This is a genomic window from Thermomonas mangrovi (assembly GCF_028201335.1).
Classification (GTDB): Bacteria; Pseudomonadota; Gammaproteobacteria; order Xanthomonadales; family Xanthomonadaceae; genus Thermomonas; species Thermomonas mangrovi.
The window spans coordinates 56,566-71,375 of sequence record NZ_JAPEVV010000001.1 but is presented as its reverse complement, the minus strand read 5'-3'; the positions used below and the strand labels follow the sequence as shown (position 1 = coordinate 71,375).

Genomic DNA, 14,810 nt, shown 5'->3' with positions numbered 1-14,810 from the left:
CATGACGTCCGAAACCACGCCCCAGGCCTCGTCCGGAACCGCCGCGCCGCTGCCCCCCGCGCCCGCGGCCAAGCCCGCCAACGGCAAGCGCAAGCGCGCCTTGCTGGTGGTCGCCGCGCTCGTCGTGCTCGCCGGCATCGGCTGGCTCGCCTATTACCTGATGGTCGCGCGCTGGCACGAGCAGACCGACGATGCCTACGCGCAGGGCAACATCGTCAACATCACGCCGCAGACCGCCGGCACGGTGGTCGCCATCAGCGTCGAGGACGGCATGCGCGTGCAGGCCGGCCAGGTGCTGGTGCAGCTCGACCCCAACGACGCCGAAGTCGCCTACCAGCAGGCGGTCGCCAACCTCGCCAACACCGTGCGCCAGGTGCGCGGCCTGTACAGCAGCGTGGAGGCCGCGCAGGCCGACATCGCCGCCCGCCAGGTCGCGGTGGCGCAGGCCCGCGCCGACGTCGCCCGCCGCAGCGGCCTGGTCGCCACCGGCGCGGTCTCGGCGGAAGAGCTGGCCCACGCGCGCACCCAGTTGCAGGCCGCGGAAGCCGCCTTGTCCGCCTCGCGCGGGCAACTGTCGCGCAACCGTGCGCTGGTCGATGCCACCACCGTCGCCAACCAGCCGCAGGTGCAGGCGGCCGCCGCGCAGCTGCGCCAGGCCTACCTGGCCGTGCAGCGGTCCGCGATCGTTTCGCCGATCGACGGCTACGTCGGCGAGCGCAGCGTGCAGCTCGGCCAGCGCGTGCAACCCGGCGCCGCGCTGATGACGGTCATCCCGCTGCACGAGGTGTGGGTCGAGGCGAACTTCAAGGAAACCCAGCTGCACGACATGCGGCTGGGCCAGCCGGTCACGCTCACCGCCGACGTCTACGGCGACGACGTGGTGTACGACGGCAAGCTGGTCAGCCTGGGCCTGGGCACCGGCAGCGCGTTCTCCCTGCTGCCGGCGCAGAACGCCAGCGGCAACTGGATCAAGATCGTGCAGCGCATCCCCACCCGGATCGCGCTGGACCCGAAGCAGCTCGCCGCGCACCCGCTGCGCCTGGGCATGAGCATGTCGGTGGACGTGGACGTGCACGACCAGTCCGGCGCGGTGCTGCCCGCGGCGGTCGCCGGCAAGCCGGTGCTGTCCACCAGCGCCTACGACCGCCAGTTGCACGATGCCGATACCCTGATCGAGAAGACGATCCGGGACAACCTCGCGCGCGCCGCCGGCGCGTAACCCCTCGCAGGAGTCGCGCGGGCGGGAGCGGTCCCTGGATCCCCTCCCCTCGTTCGCGGGCCGTCCCCGCCTCGCGCTGGCAGTGCCCCACTGCCCCTGCCCCTCTCCCCCCCGCCGAGCCGCATGACCACCATCGCCCGACAGGAAGACGCACCCGGCGCGACGCCGCGCAGCGGCGCCAGCGCGGCGCCCGGCGAATTCCGCCCTCCGAACGTCGCCCTGACCACGCTCGGGCTGGCGCTCGCCAGCTTCATGCAGGTGCTCGACACCACGATCGCCAACGTCTCGCTGCCGACCATCTCCGGCAACCTCGGCGGCAGCGCCAACCAGGCCACCTGGGTCATCACCTCGTTCGCGGTCAGCACCGCCATCGCGCTGCCGCTGACCGGCTGGCTGGCGCGCCGCTTCGGCGAGCGCAAGTTGTTCGTGTGGTCGACGATGGCCTTCGTGGTCGCCTCGTTCCTGTGCGGCATCGCCAACAGCATGGGCTTGCTGGTCCTCGCCCGCGCGCTGCAGGGCTTCGTCGCCGGGCCGATGTACCCGATCACCCAGGCCCTGCTGCTGTCGATCTATCCGCCGGCGCGGCGCGGCCAGGCGATCGCCCTGCTGGCGATGGTCACCGTGGTCGCGCCGATCGCCGGCCCGATCCTCGGCGGCTGGATCACCGACAACTACAGCTGGGAGTGGATCTTCTTCGTCAACGTGCCGATCGGCATCTTCGCCAGCCTGGTGGTGGGTCGCCAGCTCAAGGGCCGCCCGGAGCGCCTGGAGAAGCCGAAGATGGACTACATCGGCCTGGCCACGCTGGTGCTCGGCGTGGGCGCGCTGCAGATCCTGCTGGACCTGGGCAACGACGAAGACTGGTTCCACTCCACCACCATCGTGGTGCTGGCGATCGTTGCGGCGATCTCGTTGCTGGTGTTCGTGATCTGGGAACTCACCGACAAGGACCCGATCGTCAACCTGCGCCTGTTCCGCCACCGCAACTTCGCCGCGGGCACGCTGGCGATGGTGGTGGCCTACTCGGCGTTCTTCAGCGTCGGCATCCTGGTGCCGCTGTGGCTGCAACGGAACCTCGGCTACACCGCGATCTGGGCAGGCTTCGCGACCGCGCCGATCGGCATCCTGCCGGTCCTGCTCACGCCGTTCGTCGGCAAGTACGCCAACCGCTTCGACCTGCGCATGCTGGCCAGCGTCGCCTTCGTGGCGATGTCACTGACCAGCTTCGCGCGCTCGCACTTCAACCTCGACGTGGACTTCCAGCACGTCGCACTGGTGCAGCTGTTCCAGGGCATCGGCGTCGCGCTGTTCTTCATGCCGGTGCTGCAGATCCTGCTGTCCGACCTCGAGCCGCACGAGATCGCGGCGGGTTCGGGCCTGGCCACCTTCGTGCGCACCCTGGGCGGCAGCTTCGCGGCTTCGCTGACCACCTACGCCTGGACCGAGCGCGGCGCGGTCCACCACGCCCACCTCGCCGAGAAGATCTCCGCGCACGATGCGGCCACCCTGCAGACCGTGACCCAGCTCGGCGCCGGCGACCTGCAGCGCGGCGCGTTCGTGCTCGACCGGATGATCGCCAACCAGGCCGCGCAGATCGGCTTCAACGAAATCTTCCACCTGCTCGGGATCATCTTCCTGGCGGTGATCCTGTTCGTCTGGCTCGCCAAGCCGCCGTTCGCCGCCAAGATGGGCGGCGCCGCGGCCGGCGGCCACTGACCGCATCCAATGGAGACCAAGCCCATGCGCAGCGCCATCCACCATGAACTCGGCGATCCCACCCAGGTCCTCGCGCTGGACGATGCGCCCATGCCGGAACCGAGGGCGGGCGAGGTCCGCATCCGCACCCTGCTCGCGCCGATCCACAACCACGACCTGCTCACCGTGCGCGGGCAATACGGCTACAAGCCAACGTTGCCGGCGATCGGCGGCAGCGAAGCGGTGGGCATCGTCGACGCGCTGGGCGAAGGCGTCGAGGGCGTGTCCATCGGCGCGCGCGTGGCCTCGTCGTCGGGCCGCGGCACCTGGGCCGAATACTTCACCACCCCGGCGCGGATGCTCGTGCCGATGCCGGACGGCATTCCGGACGAAACCGCCGCGCAGCTGATGGCGATGCCGCTCAGCGCGCTGATGCTGCTGGACTCGCTGGCGCTGCCGCCCGGCGCATGGATCGTGCAGAACGCGGCCAATGGCGCGGTCGGCAAGGCGCTGGCCATGCTCGGCGAGGCGCGCGGCCTGCACGTGGTGAACGTGGTCCGCCGCGACGACGGCATCGCCGAGCTCGCCGCGCTCGGGATTCCCCACGTGGTGTCCAGCGCGCAGCCCGACTGGATGCAGCAGGTGCGCGACCTCACCGGCCCGGGCCTGGCGCAGGCGGCGATCGACTCGGTCGGCGGCAAGGCCAGCGGCGCGATGCTGTCGCTGGTCGGCAACGGCGGCACCCTGGTGTCGTTCGGCGCACTGACCGGCGAGGCGATGCAGCTCTCGCCGGCCGACCTGATCTTCAAGCAGGCGATCGTGAAGGGCTTCTGGGGCAGCAAGGCCAGCCAGGCGATGTCCACCGAGGACAAGCGACGCCTCGTCGGCGAGCTGCTGCAACGCACGCTGGCCGGCGAGCTGCGCCTGCCGGTGGACGCGATCCACGACCTCGCCGACATCGGCCAGGCAGCGGCCGCGAGCCTACGACCCGCCCGTGCCGGCAAGGTCCTGTTGCGCCCCTGAGGCGACCGCTCAGGCGTGCTCGAGCGCGTCGGCGAGGCGCTCGACCGCGATCACCTCGAGGCCCTTGTAGCTGCCGGACTTCGGCGCGTTGGCCTTCGGCACGATGGCGCGCCTGAAGCCGTGGGTGGCGGCCTCGTTCAGGCGTTCCTCGCCGTTCGGCACCGGGCGGATCTCGCCGCTCAGCCCGACTTCGCCGAACGCAATGGTCTTCTCCGCCAGCGGGACGTCGCGCAGCGACGACAGCACCGCCAGCAGCACCGGCAGGTCCGCCGCGGTTTCCTGCACGCGGATGCCGCCGACCACGTTCACGAACACGTCCTGGTCGCCGACCATCACCCCGCCGTGGCGATGCAGCACCGCCAGCAGCATCGCCAGCCGGTTGCCTTCCAGCCCCACCACCACCCGGCGCGGGTTGGACAGCGGCGACGCATCGACCAGCGCCTGCACCTCGACCAGCAGCGGACGCGTGCCCTCGCGGGTCACCATTACGCAGCTGCCGGGCTGCGGCCCGCCGCTGCCGGACAGGAAGATCGCCGAGGGATTCGACACCTCGCGCAGGCCGCCATCCGACATCGCGAACACGCCGAGCTCGTTGACCGCGCCGAAGCGGTTCTTGAAGGCGCGCAACACGCGGAAGCGGCTGCCGGCATCGCCCTCGAAATACAGCACCGCGTCGACCATGTGCTCGAGCACGCGCGGCCCGGCGATGCCGCCCTCCTTGGTCACATGCCCGACCAGGAACACCGCGGTGCCGGTCTCCTTGGCGTAGCGCACCAGCCGCGCCGCGGCCTCGCGCACCTGCGACACCGAGCCCGGGGCCGCGGTCAGCGATTCGGTCCACAGGGTCTGGATCGAGTCGGCGACGATCAGCTTCGGGCGCGCCGCGACGGCGTGCTCCAGGATGCGCTCCACGCAGGTCTCGGCCAGCGCCAGCAACCCCTCCAGCGGCAGCCCGAGCCGCTGCGCGCGGCCGGCCACCTGCGCCAGCGACTCCTCGCCGGTCACGTACAGGCCGGGCAGCGCAGGCGCCATCCGGGCAAGCGCCTGCAGCAGCAACGTCGACTTGCCGATCCCGGGATCGCCGCCGACCAGCACCACCGCGCCTTCGGCCAGGCCACCGCCGAGCACGCGGTCGAACTCGCCGATGCCGGTCGACGCGCGCGCCTGCGCATCCACCCGGACTTCGGCCAACGGGGTGATCCGCGGCGCATCGACCTTGCCCGCCCAACCGGCCCGGCGCGACGCCGGGGACTTCGCCTGCGACGCGGCCTCCAGCGCGATCTCGGCCAGCGTGTTCCAGGCCCCGCAGGCCTCGCACTGGCCCTGCCACTTGGCGTGCTCGGCCCCGCACTCGGTGCAGACATGCGCGGTGCGCGGCTTGGCGGAGAGCTTGCTCATCGGGGTCCGGGATGCGGGGCGGGAATGCCGCATCCTAGCCCGGCGCGGTCGCAACGGCGGGGACGCAAAAAGCAGAAGCCCGCCGAAGCGGGCTTCCCTTGGAGACTGGTGCCGGAAACAGGAGTCGAACCTGCGACCTACGCATTACGAATGCGCCGCTCTACCAACTGAGCTATTCCGGCGAGGGACGCGATTCTAGCGGCTGCGCGGCCCGGGCACCAGACAGCCGCGATGCCCGGATCAGGCCCGCGGACTTCGGCGGCGCGGCCCGAGCAGGGCATTCGCGAGTTCCAGCACGAGTTGCTGCGAGCGCCTCGGCAGGCCGCGCCAGGCCGCGAGCAGCGCGCGCTCGTCGTCGGCATCCACCAGTTCGGCATCGGCGGCCGGGATGTCGGCCAGCGCCTCGGGGTCGTCCGCCATTCCGCCACGACCGGTGCCCAGCCATTCCAGCGACACCTTGCAGGCGCGCGCGATGGCGATGAGGTTGGTCATCGAGGGCTGCACCTCGCTGGCGGATTCCCAGTTCGAGACCGCGCTGCGTCGTACCTTGATCCGCTCCGCCAGCGTAGCCTGCGAGTACCCCGCCTTGCGACGCGCGCGACGAATCCGTTCCTGCATCTTCAGCACGATGCCACCATGACAGTGAATCTGTCAGACATTCAAACTGTCATCATTATGTACAGGATTGCTGTCATACAGCAATCATTGCTTTTCACCGCGTCATTCATGAACTGGAATGACAGCGATCATGGCGTTTTTGGCGAGTGCAATCCTGCGCCTGTTGGCGCAGGATGAATTGCACGGGCGACACGGATGTTGCCCGCTTCTCCCCCCGGGGCGCCGGCACGGGGCGCATGCCGCCCAGGCAAGACCAGGCCGCCCCGCTTTCTTCCCAGCGACCAGCGACGCCGACGGCGTCGACTGGCCGTGTCAGTCGACCAGCCTGACGCGCAGTTCCTTCGGCAGGGCGAACACCATGTCTTCCGGCTCACCGTGCAACTCGCGCACGGCTACGGCGCCCAGCGCGCGCAGGCGCGCCAGCACGCCCTCCACCAGCACATCTGGCGCCGAAGCGCCCGCAGTGACGCCGACCCGCGTGCGGCCGACCAGCCAGTCCGGGTCGATCTCGTCGGCGCCGTCGATCAACCATGCCGGCACGCCCTCGCGCTCGGCCAGCTCGCGCAGGCGGTTCGAGTTGGAGCTGTTGGGCGACCCGACCACCAGCACCGCGTCGCAGCCTTCGGCCACCAGGTCGCGCACCGCGTCCTGGCGATTCTGGGTGGCATAGCAGATGTCGTCGTTCTTCGGTCCCTCGATCGCCGGGAAGCGCGCGCGCAGCGCGGCGATGATGTCGCGGGTGTCGTCGACGCTGAGCGTGGTCTGGGTGGTGTAGGAACAGTTGGCCGGCTGCGCGAGCGCGAGGGTGGCGACATCGTCGATGTCCTCCACAAGGTGGATCGCGCCGCTGCCGCCTTCGCGGCTCCACTGCCCCATCGTGCCTTCCACCTCGGGGTGCCCGGCGTGCCCGATCAGCACCATGTCGCGGCCGCTGCGGCATTGCCGCGCCACTTCCAGGTGCACCTTGGTCACCAGCGGGCAGGTGGCGTCGAAGACCTTGAGCCCGCGCCGCGCGGCATCGTGCCGCACCGCCTGCGAGACGCCGTGCGCGCTGAAGATCACGGTCGCGCCATCCGGGACTTCGTCGAGCTCCTCCACGAACACCGCGCCGCGCGCCTTCAGGTCGCCGACCACGAACTTGTTATGGACGACTTCGTGGCGCACGTAGATCGGGGCGCCCAGCGTCTCGATGGCGCGCTTCACGATCTCGATGGCGCGGTCGACGCCTGCGCAAAAGCCGCGAGGGTTGGCGAGCAGGATGTCCATGGCGCGATTATCCCGCCGCCGGCTTGGACTTGCCGCTGAACAGCCCGAACAGGCCGATGCCGATCGCGCCGCCGACCACTGCCGCGTCGGCGATATTGAACGCCGGCCAGTAATGGTCCTTCACGTACCACTGGATGAAATCCACCACGTGGCCGTGCACCAGCCGATCGACGACGTTGCCGATCGCACCGCCGATCACCAGCGCCAGCGGCAGCGCCTGCCGCCAGTCGCGGCGCGGCGTGCGCGCCAGCATCCACGCCATCAGGCCGCTGATCGCGAAGGCGAGCACCATGAAGAAGTACTTCTGCCACCCGCCGGCATCGGCGAGGAAGCTGAAGGCGGCGCCGGTGTTGTAGGTGCGGTACCAGTTCCAGAAGCCGTCGATCACCGGGACCGCGGTGTACTCCGGCAGCGAGGACAGCACCCAGGCCTTGCTCCACTGGTCCAGCACGAACACCAGCAGGGAGACGCCCAGCCAGGGCAAGGCATTCGGTTTCACACGCACCATCAGAAATACGTCCTCGTTTCGCCCGGGCCTTCGATATTCGACACGCAGCGGCCGCACAGCTGCGGGTGCGCCGGATGCGCGCCGACGTCCGCCCGGTGGTGCCAGCAACGCACGCACTTGGCCTTGCCGGTCGGCTGCGCCAACACCCGGATGCCACGCGCGCCGTCGTCCTGCACCACCCGCACGTCGCCGCTGATGAACAGGAAGCGCAACTCGTCGGCCAGCGGCTCCAGCCGGTTCAGGTCGGCGACGCCGCAGCGCAACTCGATCTCGGCTTCCAGCGCCGCGCCGATCTCGCCGGCCGCGCGCATCGGTTCCAGCACCTTCGCCACCTGTTCGCGCAGGGCGAGCAGGCCGTCGATGTCGCCGGCCGACAGCACCGCATCCTCCGGCAACGGCGCAAGGCCGTCGTGCCAAGTCGCGAACAGCACGTTGCCGGCGCGCTCGCCCGGCAGGTGGCCCCACATCTCGTCCGCGGTGAAGCTGAGGATCGGCGCGATCCAGCGCGCGAAGGCATCGGCGATCCGGAACATCGCCGACTGCGCGCTGCGTCGGCCGCGCGAATCCTCGCGCATCGTGTAAAGCCGGTCCTTGGTGACGTCGAGGTAGAGCGAACCGAGATCGACGCTGCAGAAGTTCATCAGCGCCTGCACCACGGCGGCGAAGTCGTAGCGGGCGTAGGCGTCGGCGATCTCCTGCTGCACCTGCCAGGCGCGATGCACCGCCCAGCGATCCAGCGCCACCATCTCCGCCGGTGCGCACAGGTCGCGTGCCGGGTCGAAGCCGTGCAGGTTGCCCAGCAGGAAGCGCGCGGTGTTGCGGATGCGGCGATAGGCGTCGGCGTTGCGCTTGAGGATCTCCTGGGACAGCGACATCTCGTTGCTGTAGTCGGCGGACGCGATCCACAGGCGCAGGATGTCGGCGCCCAGCGTCTTCATGATGTCCTGCGGCTCGATGCCGTTGCCCAGCGACTTCGACATCTTGCGGCCGTGCTCGTCCACGGTGAAGCCGTGGGTCAGGCATTGCCGGTACGGCGCCGCCTTGTCGATGGCGACGCCGGTCAGCAACGAGGACTGGAACCAGCCGCGATGCTGGTCCGAGCCCTCCAGGTACAGGTCCGCCGGCTTGCCCAGCCCGCGCGCCAGCAACACCGCCTCGTGGGTGACGCCTGAATCGAACCAGACGTCGAGGATGTCGGTGATGCGGTCGTAGTGCGCGGCCTCGTCGCCGAGCAGTTCGGCGGGATCCAGCGCGTACCAGGCATCCACGCCGGCGCGCTCCACGCGGTCGGCCACCTGGTGCATCAGCGCCACGCTGCGCGGATGCGGTTCGCCGGTCTCGCGGTGCACGAACAGCGCGATCGGCACGCCCCAGGTGCGCTGTCGCGAGATGGTCCAGTCCGGGCGGCCTTCGACCATGCCCGCGATGCGGGCTTCGCCCCACTCCGGATACCACGTCACGCCCTTGATCGCGGCCAGCGCATCGCGGCGCAGGTGCGCCTGGTCCATCGAGATGAACCATTGCGGGGTGGCGCGGAACGCGACCGGGGTCTTGTGCCGCCAGCAGTGCGGGTAGCTGTGGGTGAGCTTCGAGAACGCGAGCAGGCGACCGCTGGCGCGCAGCACGTCGACCAGCACGTCGTTGGCCTTCCACACGTGCAGGCCGGCCAGTTCGACGTCCCCCGCCGCCGGCGTCGACGGCAGGTAGACGCCGCGTCCGTCCACCGGGTTCAGTTGCGCGGCGGAATAGCGGCCGACGAGGCCGTACTTCTGCGACACCGCGAAGTCTTCCTGGCCGTGGCCGGGCGCGGTATGCACGGCGCCGGTGCCGTCCTCGGCCGACACATGGTCGCCGAGCAGGATCGGGATGTCGCGCTCGGCGTAGAACGGATGCGCGAACAGCATGCCCTCCAGCGCGTCGCCGGTGGCGCGGCCAAGCACGACCACCGCGTCCACGCCGTAGCGCTTCAGCGCCTTCTCCGCCAACGCCTCGGCCAGCACCAGCCAACGGCGCGAACCATCGCCCTTGGCCGGGCCCTCCACCAGCACGTAGTCCAGCGCCGGGCCCATCGAGATCGCCAGCGACGCCGGCAGGGTCCACGGCGTGGTGGTCCAGATCGGCACCGCGACTTCGACGCCTTCCGGCAGCTCGCTGCCGAACGCGCGGCTGACCTGCTGCGGGTTGCGCGCGGCATAGGCCACGTCGACCGCGGGCGACACCTTGTCCTGGTACTCGATCTCCGCCTCGGCCAGCGCGCTGCCGCAGTCGAAGCACCAGTACACCGGCTTCACCCCGCGCAGCAGGTGGCCGTTCTCGACCACCTTCGCCAGCGCGCGGATCTCGTCGGCCTCGAACTTGAAGTCCAGCGTGCGGTACGGATTGTCCCAGTCGCCGAGCACGCCCAGCCGCTTGAAGTCGCGGCGCTGCACGTCGATCTGCTCGGTGGCGTACTCGCGGCACTTCTGCCGGAACGCGGCGGCGTCGAGCTTGGTCCCGACCTTGCCCCACTTCTTCTCGACCGCGATCTCGATCGGCAGGCCGTGGCAGTCCCAGCCCGGGACGTAGGGCGCATCGAAGCCGGCCATCGTCTTCGACTTGACGATGATGTCCTTGAGGATCTTGTTGACCGCATGGCCCAGGTGGATCGCGCCGTTGGCGTACGGCGGGCCGTCGTGCAGCACGAAGCGCGGGCGCCCGGCGCCGTTGGCGCGCAGCTGCGCGTAGAGGCCTTCCGCCTCCCAGCGCGCCAGCGTCTCGGGCTCGCGCTTGGGCAGGTCGCCGCGCATCGGGAACGCGGTCTCCGGCAGCAGGATGGTGGCCTTGTACGGATTCTCTTGCTTGTCGCTCACGCGGAGGCTCGCTGTGGGGCTTGGTCCATGAGGATGGCCCGGGCACGTTCGTCGTCGCGCCGGATCTGCGCGACCATCGTGGCCAGGTCGGGGAATTTCTCTTCGTCGCGCAGGTGGGCGACGAATTCGACCTCGATGCGGCGGCCGTACAGGTCGCCATCGAAGTCGAACAGGTGGGCTTCCAGCAGCGGCTCCACGCCGTCCACGGTGGGGCGCGTGCCGAAGCTGGACACCGAAGGCCATGGATGCGCGGCCACGCCATGCGCCCAGGTGGCGTAGATCCCGCGCAGCGCGGGCGTCTTGCCGCCGTAGCGCAGGTTGGCGGTGGGATAGCCGAGCGTGCGCCCGAGCTGCTGCCCACGCACGACGTGCCCGCCGATCGCATACGGCCGGCCCAGCAGGCGCGCGGCAAGCGCGAAATCGCCGGCCACCAGCGCGGCGCGGATGCGGGTGCTGGACACCCGTTCGCCCTCCAGCAACACCGGCGCGATCTCGTCGGCGGTGAAGCCATGCGCGGCGCCCGCGGCCTGCAGCAGGGCGAGGTCGCCCTCGCGGCCCCTGCCGAACCGGAACCCCGGGCCGACCCAGACCTCACGCACGCCAAGGCGCCCGACCAGCACGCGCTCGATGAACTGCGCGGCCGGCATCGCCGCCAGTGCGGCGTCGAAGCGCAGCAGGCCCACGCGGTCGCAGCCCAAGCCCAGCAGGCCCGCGAGACGCGCGCGCGGCAGCATCAGGCGCGGCGGCTTGGCCTCCCTGGCGAAGAACTCGCGGGGCAAGGGCTCGAAGCTCAGCGCGACCGCCGGCACGCCCAGCGCGCGGGCACGCGCGACCGCGCGGCCGACCAGCGCCCGGTGGCCTAGGTGCAGGCCGTCGAAGGCACCGATGCAGGCCACGCTGCCTTGCGGGCACAGGGGCCCGCCGATGGCATCGCGGAACAGGCGGTTCATGGTGACCCGGGAGTATAGCTGCGGCGCAACATCCGGACCGTGGTCGCCGGCATCAGTGTTCGCGGAAATCGCGCAGGCGGAAGCCAAGCACGAGCATGGCCACCGCATAGACCAGCGCGCCGCCGCCGACCAGCGCGCCCAGCCAGCCGATGCGCTGCCACTTGTCGACCACGGTGAAGTCGGGCGCGACCTGCAACCCGAACCACAGCGCCAGGCCCATCGCCAGGTTGGCCAGCAGCAGGCGCACCAGGAAACGCGTCCATCCCGGCTGCAGGTCGAACACGTCGGCGCGGCGCAGCCAACGCCACAGCAGGACCAGGTTGAGGTAGCTGCTCAGCGCGCTGGCGATGCCGAGTGCGAAGTGCAGCCCGGGCACCCGTGCCAGGGTCGCCATCACCCCGTCCTGGCGCGCCTCCTCCGGGACCCAGAGCGCCACCAGCAGGGCCAGCAGGGCGACGTTGAACACCATGTTGGCGACCATCGACGCAAGCCCCGCCCGCACCGGCGTCCTGGTGTCCTGGCGCGCGTAGAACGCCGGCAACACCGTCTTGACCAGTGCGAACGCGGGCAGGCCGAAGCTGAGGCCGAACACCGACAGCGCGGTCATGCGGGCGGCCTCGGCCGTGAACTTGCCGTACTGGAAGATCGTGCTCACCAGAGGCAGCGCCAGCAGCATCAGGCCCAGCATCGCCGGCAGGATGATGATCAGGGTCGCGCGCAGGCCCCAGTCCAGCGACTTCGAGAACCCCGCGCGATCGGTGTTGACGTGGTGGCGGGCCAGGGTCGGCAGGATCACCGTGCCCAGCGCGATGCCGAACACCCCGAGCGGAAACTCGAGGAAGCGGTCGGCGGTGGACAGCCAGCTCTGCGAGCCGTGCACCAGCATCGCGGCGATGAAGGTGTCGAACAGCAGGTTGACCTGCGCCACCGACGACCCGAGCAGGGTCGGCACCATCAACCGCATCACCTTGCGCACGTCCGGATGCCGCCAGCCCCAGCGCGGCAGCGCCAGCAGGTCCAGCTTGGCCAGCGCCGGCATCAGGAACAGCAGCTGGAGGACGCCGGCGGCGAGGATCGCCCAGCCCATCGCGAGGATTGGCGGGTCGGTGAACTTCGACCCCCACAACGTGCCGGCGATCATGCACAGGTTCAGGATGATCGGGGCGAACGCGGGCAGCCCGAAGCGGTGGTAGCTGTTGAGCGCGCCGGCGGCCAGCGCGGTCAGCGAGACGCACAGCAGGAACGGGAAGGTCAGGCGCAGCAGGTCGGTGATCAGCGCGGCCTGGCCGGGAGCCGGCGCGGCCTGGGTGAACCCGGTGGCCAACTGCGGGGCGAACAGCATGCCCAGCGCGGTGACCACCAGCAGGACGCCACCGAGGGTGCCGGCCGCGCGCGCCATCAGCGCCTTCAGGTCGGCGTGGGTGCGGGTTTCCTTGATTTCGGTGAAGACCGGCACGAAGGCGGTGGAAAACGAGCCCTCCGCGAACAGCCGGCGCATGAAGTTCGGGATGCGGAACGCGACCCAGAACGCATCGGTCATCCAGTTCGCGCCGAAGGTGGTGTTGAACACCTGGTCGCGGACCAGCCCGAAGACCCGGCTCAACAGGGTCATGCCGCCGAACGACAGCACCCCCCGGGTCATGCTGCGCGGCTTGCCCGCGCGCGCCGGCCCTTGCCCCGCGCTCACGCCGGCACCGCCTGCCGGAGGCCGTGGCAGTTGACCCAAGCCATTGAATCGCCCATAATTTCCAGTCTTCCCGAATCCCTCGTCCGTCGGCAAGCCTGCCGGCGCACGATCTCCACCGCCCAAACAGACTCCCCAGGATTTCCCACGTGGCCAACATCAAGTCCGCCAAGAAGCGCGCCAAGCAGACCGTCGTGCGCAATGCCCGCAACGTCGCCCAGCGCTCGCAGCTGCGCACCGCCGTCAAGAAGGTGATCAAGGCGCTCGACGCCAACGACGCCGCCGGCGCCACCGAAGCCTTCGCCACCGCGCAGCCGCTGCTGGACCGCTTCGCCGCGCGCGGCCTGATCCACAAGAACAAGGCCGCCCGCCACAAGGCCCGCCTGACCGCGCGCATCAAGGCGCTGCAGGCCGCCTGATCCCAGGCGATCGGATTCGGAACGAAACCCGGCTTCGGCCGGGTTTTTGTTTGCGCGCGATTCGGCCGCTCGGCGGGACGGCGCGCGCATCACGGCAGGCTCAGGCATCCGCCTGCGCCCGCGCCTCGAGCTCGTCCTCGCGCAGGCGATCGAAGAACGCCTGCACCGCCAGCATGATCGGCCAGGTGCCCTCGCGCCCGAGCGCCGAGACCAGGTACCAGGGGCCGGTCCAGCCGAGTTCGGCCACGATCGCCTCGGCGGCGGCCTTCGCCTCCTCCTCGAACATCAGGTCGGCCTTGTTCAGCACCAGCCAGCGCGGCTTCTCCAGCATCGCCGGGTCGTACTTGCGCAGCTCGGCCTCGATCGCACGGACCTGGTCGGCCGGCGACACCGCGCTGCCCTCGTAGTCCATCGGCGCGACGTCAACCAGGTGCAGCAGCAGGCGGGTGCGCTGCACGTGCCGCAGGAACAGGCTGCCGAGGCCGGCGCCATCCGCGGCGCCCTCGATCAGTCCCGGGATGTCGGCGATCACGAAGCTGCGGCCGGGCTCCACGCTCACCACGCCCAGGTTCGGGTACAGGGTGGTGAACGGGTAGTCCGCGACCTTCGGCGTCGCCGCGGACACCGCGCGGATGAAGGTCGACTTGCCGGCATTGGGGAAGCCCAGCAGGCCGACGTCGGCCAGCAGCTTCAGCTCCAGCCGCAGGCTGCGAACCTCGCCCTCGGTGCCCGGCGTGGCCCGCCGCGGGGTGCGGTTGACCGAGCTCTTGAAGTGCATGTTGCCGAGGCCGCCCTTGCCGCCCTTGGCGACCAGCAGGCGCTGGCCGTGCGCGGTCATGTCGCCGATCACCTCGTCGGTGTCGACGTTGTGGACCACGGTGCCGACCGGCACCACGATCACCTTGTCCTCGCCGGCCTTGCCGTACATCTGGCTGCCCATGCCGTTCTCGCCGCGTTGCGCCTTGAAGCGCGTCTCGTGGCGGAAGTCGACCAGGGTGTTGAGGTTCTCGTCGGCCTGCAGCCAGACGTCGCCGCCGTCGCCGCCGTCGCCGCCGTTCGGGCCGCCCAGCGGGATGAACTTCTCGCGACGGAACGCGATGCAGCCGTTCCCGCCGTTGCCGGCGGCGACCGTGATTTCAGCTTCGTCGACGAGTTTCATGCGGTGATTGTGCCGTGTTCGC

General features: G+C 70.3%; 12 protein-coding genes and 1 tRNA gene. 4 read left to right on the top strand and 9 right to left on the bottom strand.

Annotated elements, in window-relative coordinates:
• Position 1 precedes the first annotated feature (1 nt).
• The 3 genes from ON759_RS00390 (at position 2) to ON759_RS00380 (ending at position 3,937) form a co-directional block, all read left to right on the top strand.
• Complete coding sequence (locus tag ON759_RS00390; RefSeq protein ID WP_271678380.1) at positions 2-1,219, top strand: HlyD/EmrA/EmrK family protein; 1,218 nt, start codon at positions 2-4, stop codon at positions 1,217-1,219.
• 123 nt (positions 1,220-1,342) lie between these two features.
• Entirely contained in the window at positions 1,343-2,935 is a 1,593-nt protein-coding gene (locus tag ON759_RS00385) for a DHA2 family efflux MFS transporter permease subunit (protein WP_271678379.1), read from the top strand.
• A gap of 24 nt (positions 2,936-2,959) precedes the next feature.
• Positions 2,960-3,937, top strand: a complete 978-nt coding sequence (locus tag ON759_RS00380) for a zinc-binding dehydrogenase (RefSeq protein ID WP_271678378.1) — start codon at positions 2,960-2,962, stop codon at positions 3,935-3,937.
• 9 nt (positions 3,938-3,946) lie between these two features.
• Here ON759_RS00380 and radA read toward each other — a convergent pair whose 3' ends face one another.
• The 8 genes from radA to murJ all read right to left on the bottom strand — a co-directional run bounded on the left by radA (position 3,947) and on the right by murJ (position 13,168).
• Positions 3,947-5,335: a DNA repair protein RadA gene (gene radA / locus ON759_RS00375; protein ID WP_271678377.1), complete on the bottom strand. Its 1,389-nt coding sequence runs from the start codon at positions 5,333-5,335 to the stop codon at positions 3,947-3,949.
• Positions 5,336-5,441: 106 nt separating this feature from the next.
• Positions 5,442-5,517: transfer RNA gene (locus tag ON759_RS00370), tRNA-Thr, on the bottom strand.
• A 58-nt stretch (positions 5,518-5,575) separates the two neighbouring features.
• Complete coding sequence (locus tag ON759_RS00365; RefSeq protein ID WP_271678996.1) at positions 5,576-5,953, bottom strand: helix-turn-helix transcriptional regulator; 378 nt, start codon at positions 5,951-5,953, stop codon at positions 5,576-5,578.
• A gap of 312 nt (positions 5,954-6,265) precedes the next feature.
• Positions 6,266-7,219 (bottom strand): 4-hydroxy-3-methylbut-2-enyl diphosphate reductase, encoded by a 954-nt coding sequence (gene ispH / locus ON759_RS00360; RefSeq protein WP_271678376.1) that lies wholly within the window; start codon positions 7,217-7,219, stop codon positions 6,266-6,268.
• 7 nt (positions 7,220-7,226) lie between these two features.
• A complete protein-coding gene (gene lspA, locus ON759_RS00355; protein ID WP_425608434.1) occupies positions 7,227-7,730 on the bottom strand; it encodes a signal peptidase II in 504 nt (167 codons plus the stop codon).
• On the bottom strand, positions 7,727-10,513 hold the full coding sequence (gene ileS, locus ON759_RS00350; protein ID WP_271678995.1) for an isoleucine--tRNA ligase: 2,787 nt from the start codon (positions 10,511-10,513) through the stop codon (positions 7,727-7,729). Before ileS ends, lspA begins: the two co-directional genes overlap by 4 nt.
• A 59-nt stretch (positions 10,514-10,572) precedes the next feature.
• A complete protein-coding gene (locus ON759_RS00345; RefSeq protein WP_271678374.1) occupies positions 10,573-11,526 on the bottom strand; it encodes a bifunctional riboflavin kinase/FAD synthetase in 954 nt (317 codons plus the stop codon).
• A gap of 52 nt (positions 11,527-11,578) precedes the next feature.
• Complete coding sequence (gene murJ / locus ON759_RS00340) at positions 11,579-13,168, bottom strand: murein biosynthesis integral membrane protein MurJ (RefSeq protein ID WP_271678994.1); 1,590 nt, start codon at positions 13,166-13,168, stop codon at positions 11,579-11,581.
• A gap of 191 nt (positions 13,169-13,359) precedes the next feature.
• Between murJ and rpsT the strand changes: the two genes are divergently transcribed.
• Positions 13,360-13,629, top strand: coding sequence for a 30S ribosomal protein S20 (gene rpsT, locus ON759_RS00335; RefSeq protein ID WP_271678373.1), 270 nt, complete (start codon positions 13,360-13,362; stop codon positions 13,627-13,629).
• Between the two features lie 100 nt (positions 13,630-13,729).
• Here the strand turns inward: rpsT and obgE are convergent, their stop codons facing one another.
• Positions 13,730-14,788: a GTPase ObgE gene (gene obgE, locus ON759_RS00330; protein WP_271678372.1), complete on the bottom strand. Its 1,059-nt coding sequence runs from the start codon at positions 14,786-14,788 to the stop codon at positions 13,730-13,732.
• Positions 14,789-14,810 lie beyond the last annotated feature (22 nt).

Bases quoted from the DNA above. Each gene is read 5' to 3' on its own strand.
- ON759_RS00390 (WP_271678380.1), top strand. From the start codon at position 2: ATGACGTCCGAAACCACGCCCCAGGCCTCGTCCGGAACCGCCGCGCCG.
- ON759_RS00385 (WP_271678379.1), top strand. From the start codon at position 1,343: ATGACCACCATCGCCCGACAGGAAGACGCACCCGGCGCGACGCCGCGC.
- ON759_RS00380 (WP_271678378.1), top strand. From the start codon at position 2,960: ATGCGCAGCGCCATCCACCATGAACTCGGCGATCCCACCCAGGTCCTC.
- radA (WP_271678377.1), bottom strand. From the start codon at position 5,335: ATGAGCAAGCTCTCCGCCAAGCCGCGCACCGCGCATGTCTGCACCGAG.
- ON759_RS00365 (WP_271678996.1), bottom strand. From the start codon at position 5,953: ATGCAGGAACGGATTCGTCGCGCGCGTCGCAAGGCGGGGTACTCGCAG.
- ispH (WP_271678376.1), bottom strand. From the start codon at position 7,219: ATGGACATCCTGCTCGCCAACCCTCGCGGCTTTTGCGCAGGCGTCGAC.
- ileS (WP_271678995.1), bottom strand. From the start codon at position 10,513: ATGCGCGGCGACCTGCCCAAGCGCGAGCCCGAGACGCTGGCGCGCTGG.
- ON759_RS00345 (WP_271678374.1), bottom strand. From the start codon at position 11,526: ATGAACCGCCTGTTCCGCGATGCCATCGGCGGGCCCCTGTGCCCGCAA.
- murJ (WP_271678994.1), bottom strand. From the start codon at position 13,168: ATGACCCGGGGGGTGCTGTCGTTCGGCGGCATGACCCTGTTGAGCCGG.
- obgE (WP_271678372.1), bottom strand. From the start codon at position 14,788: ATGAAACTCGTCGACGAAGCTGAAATCACGGTCGCCGCCGGCAACGGC.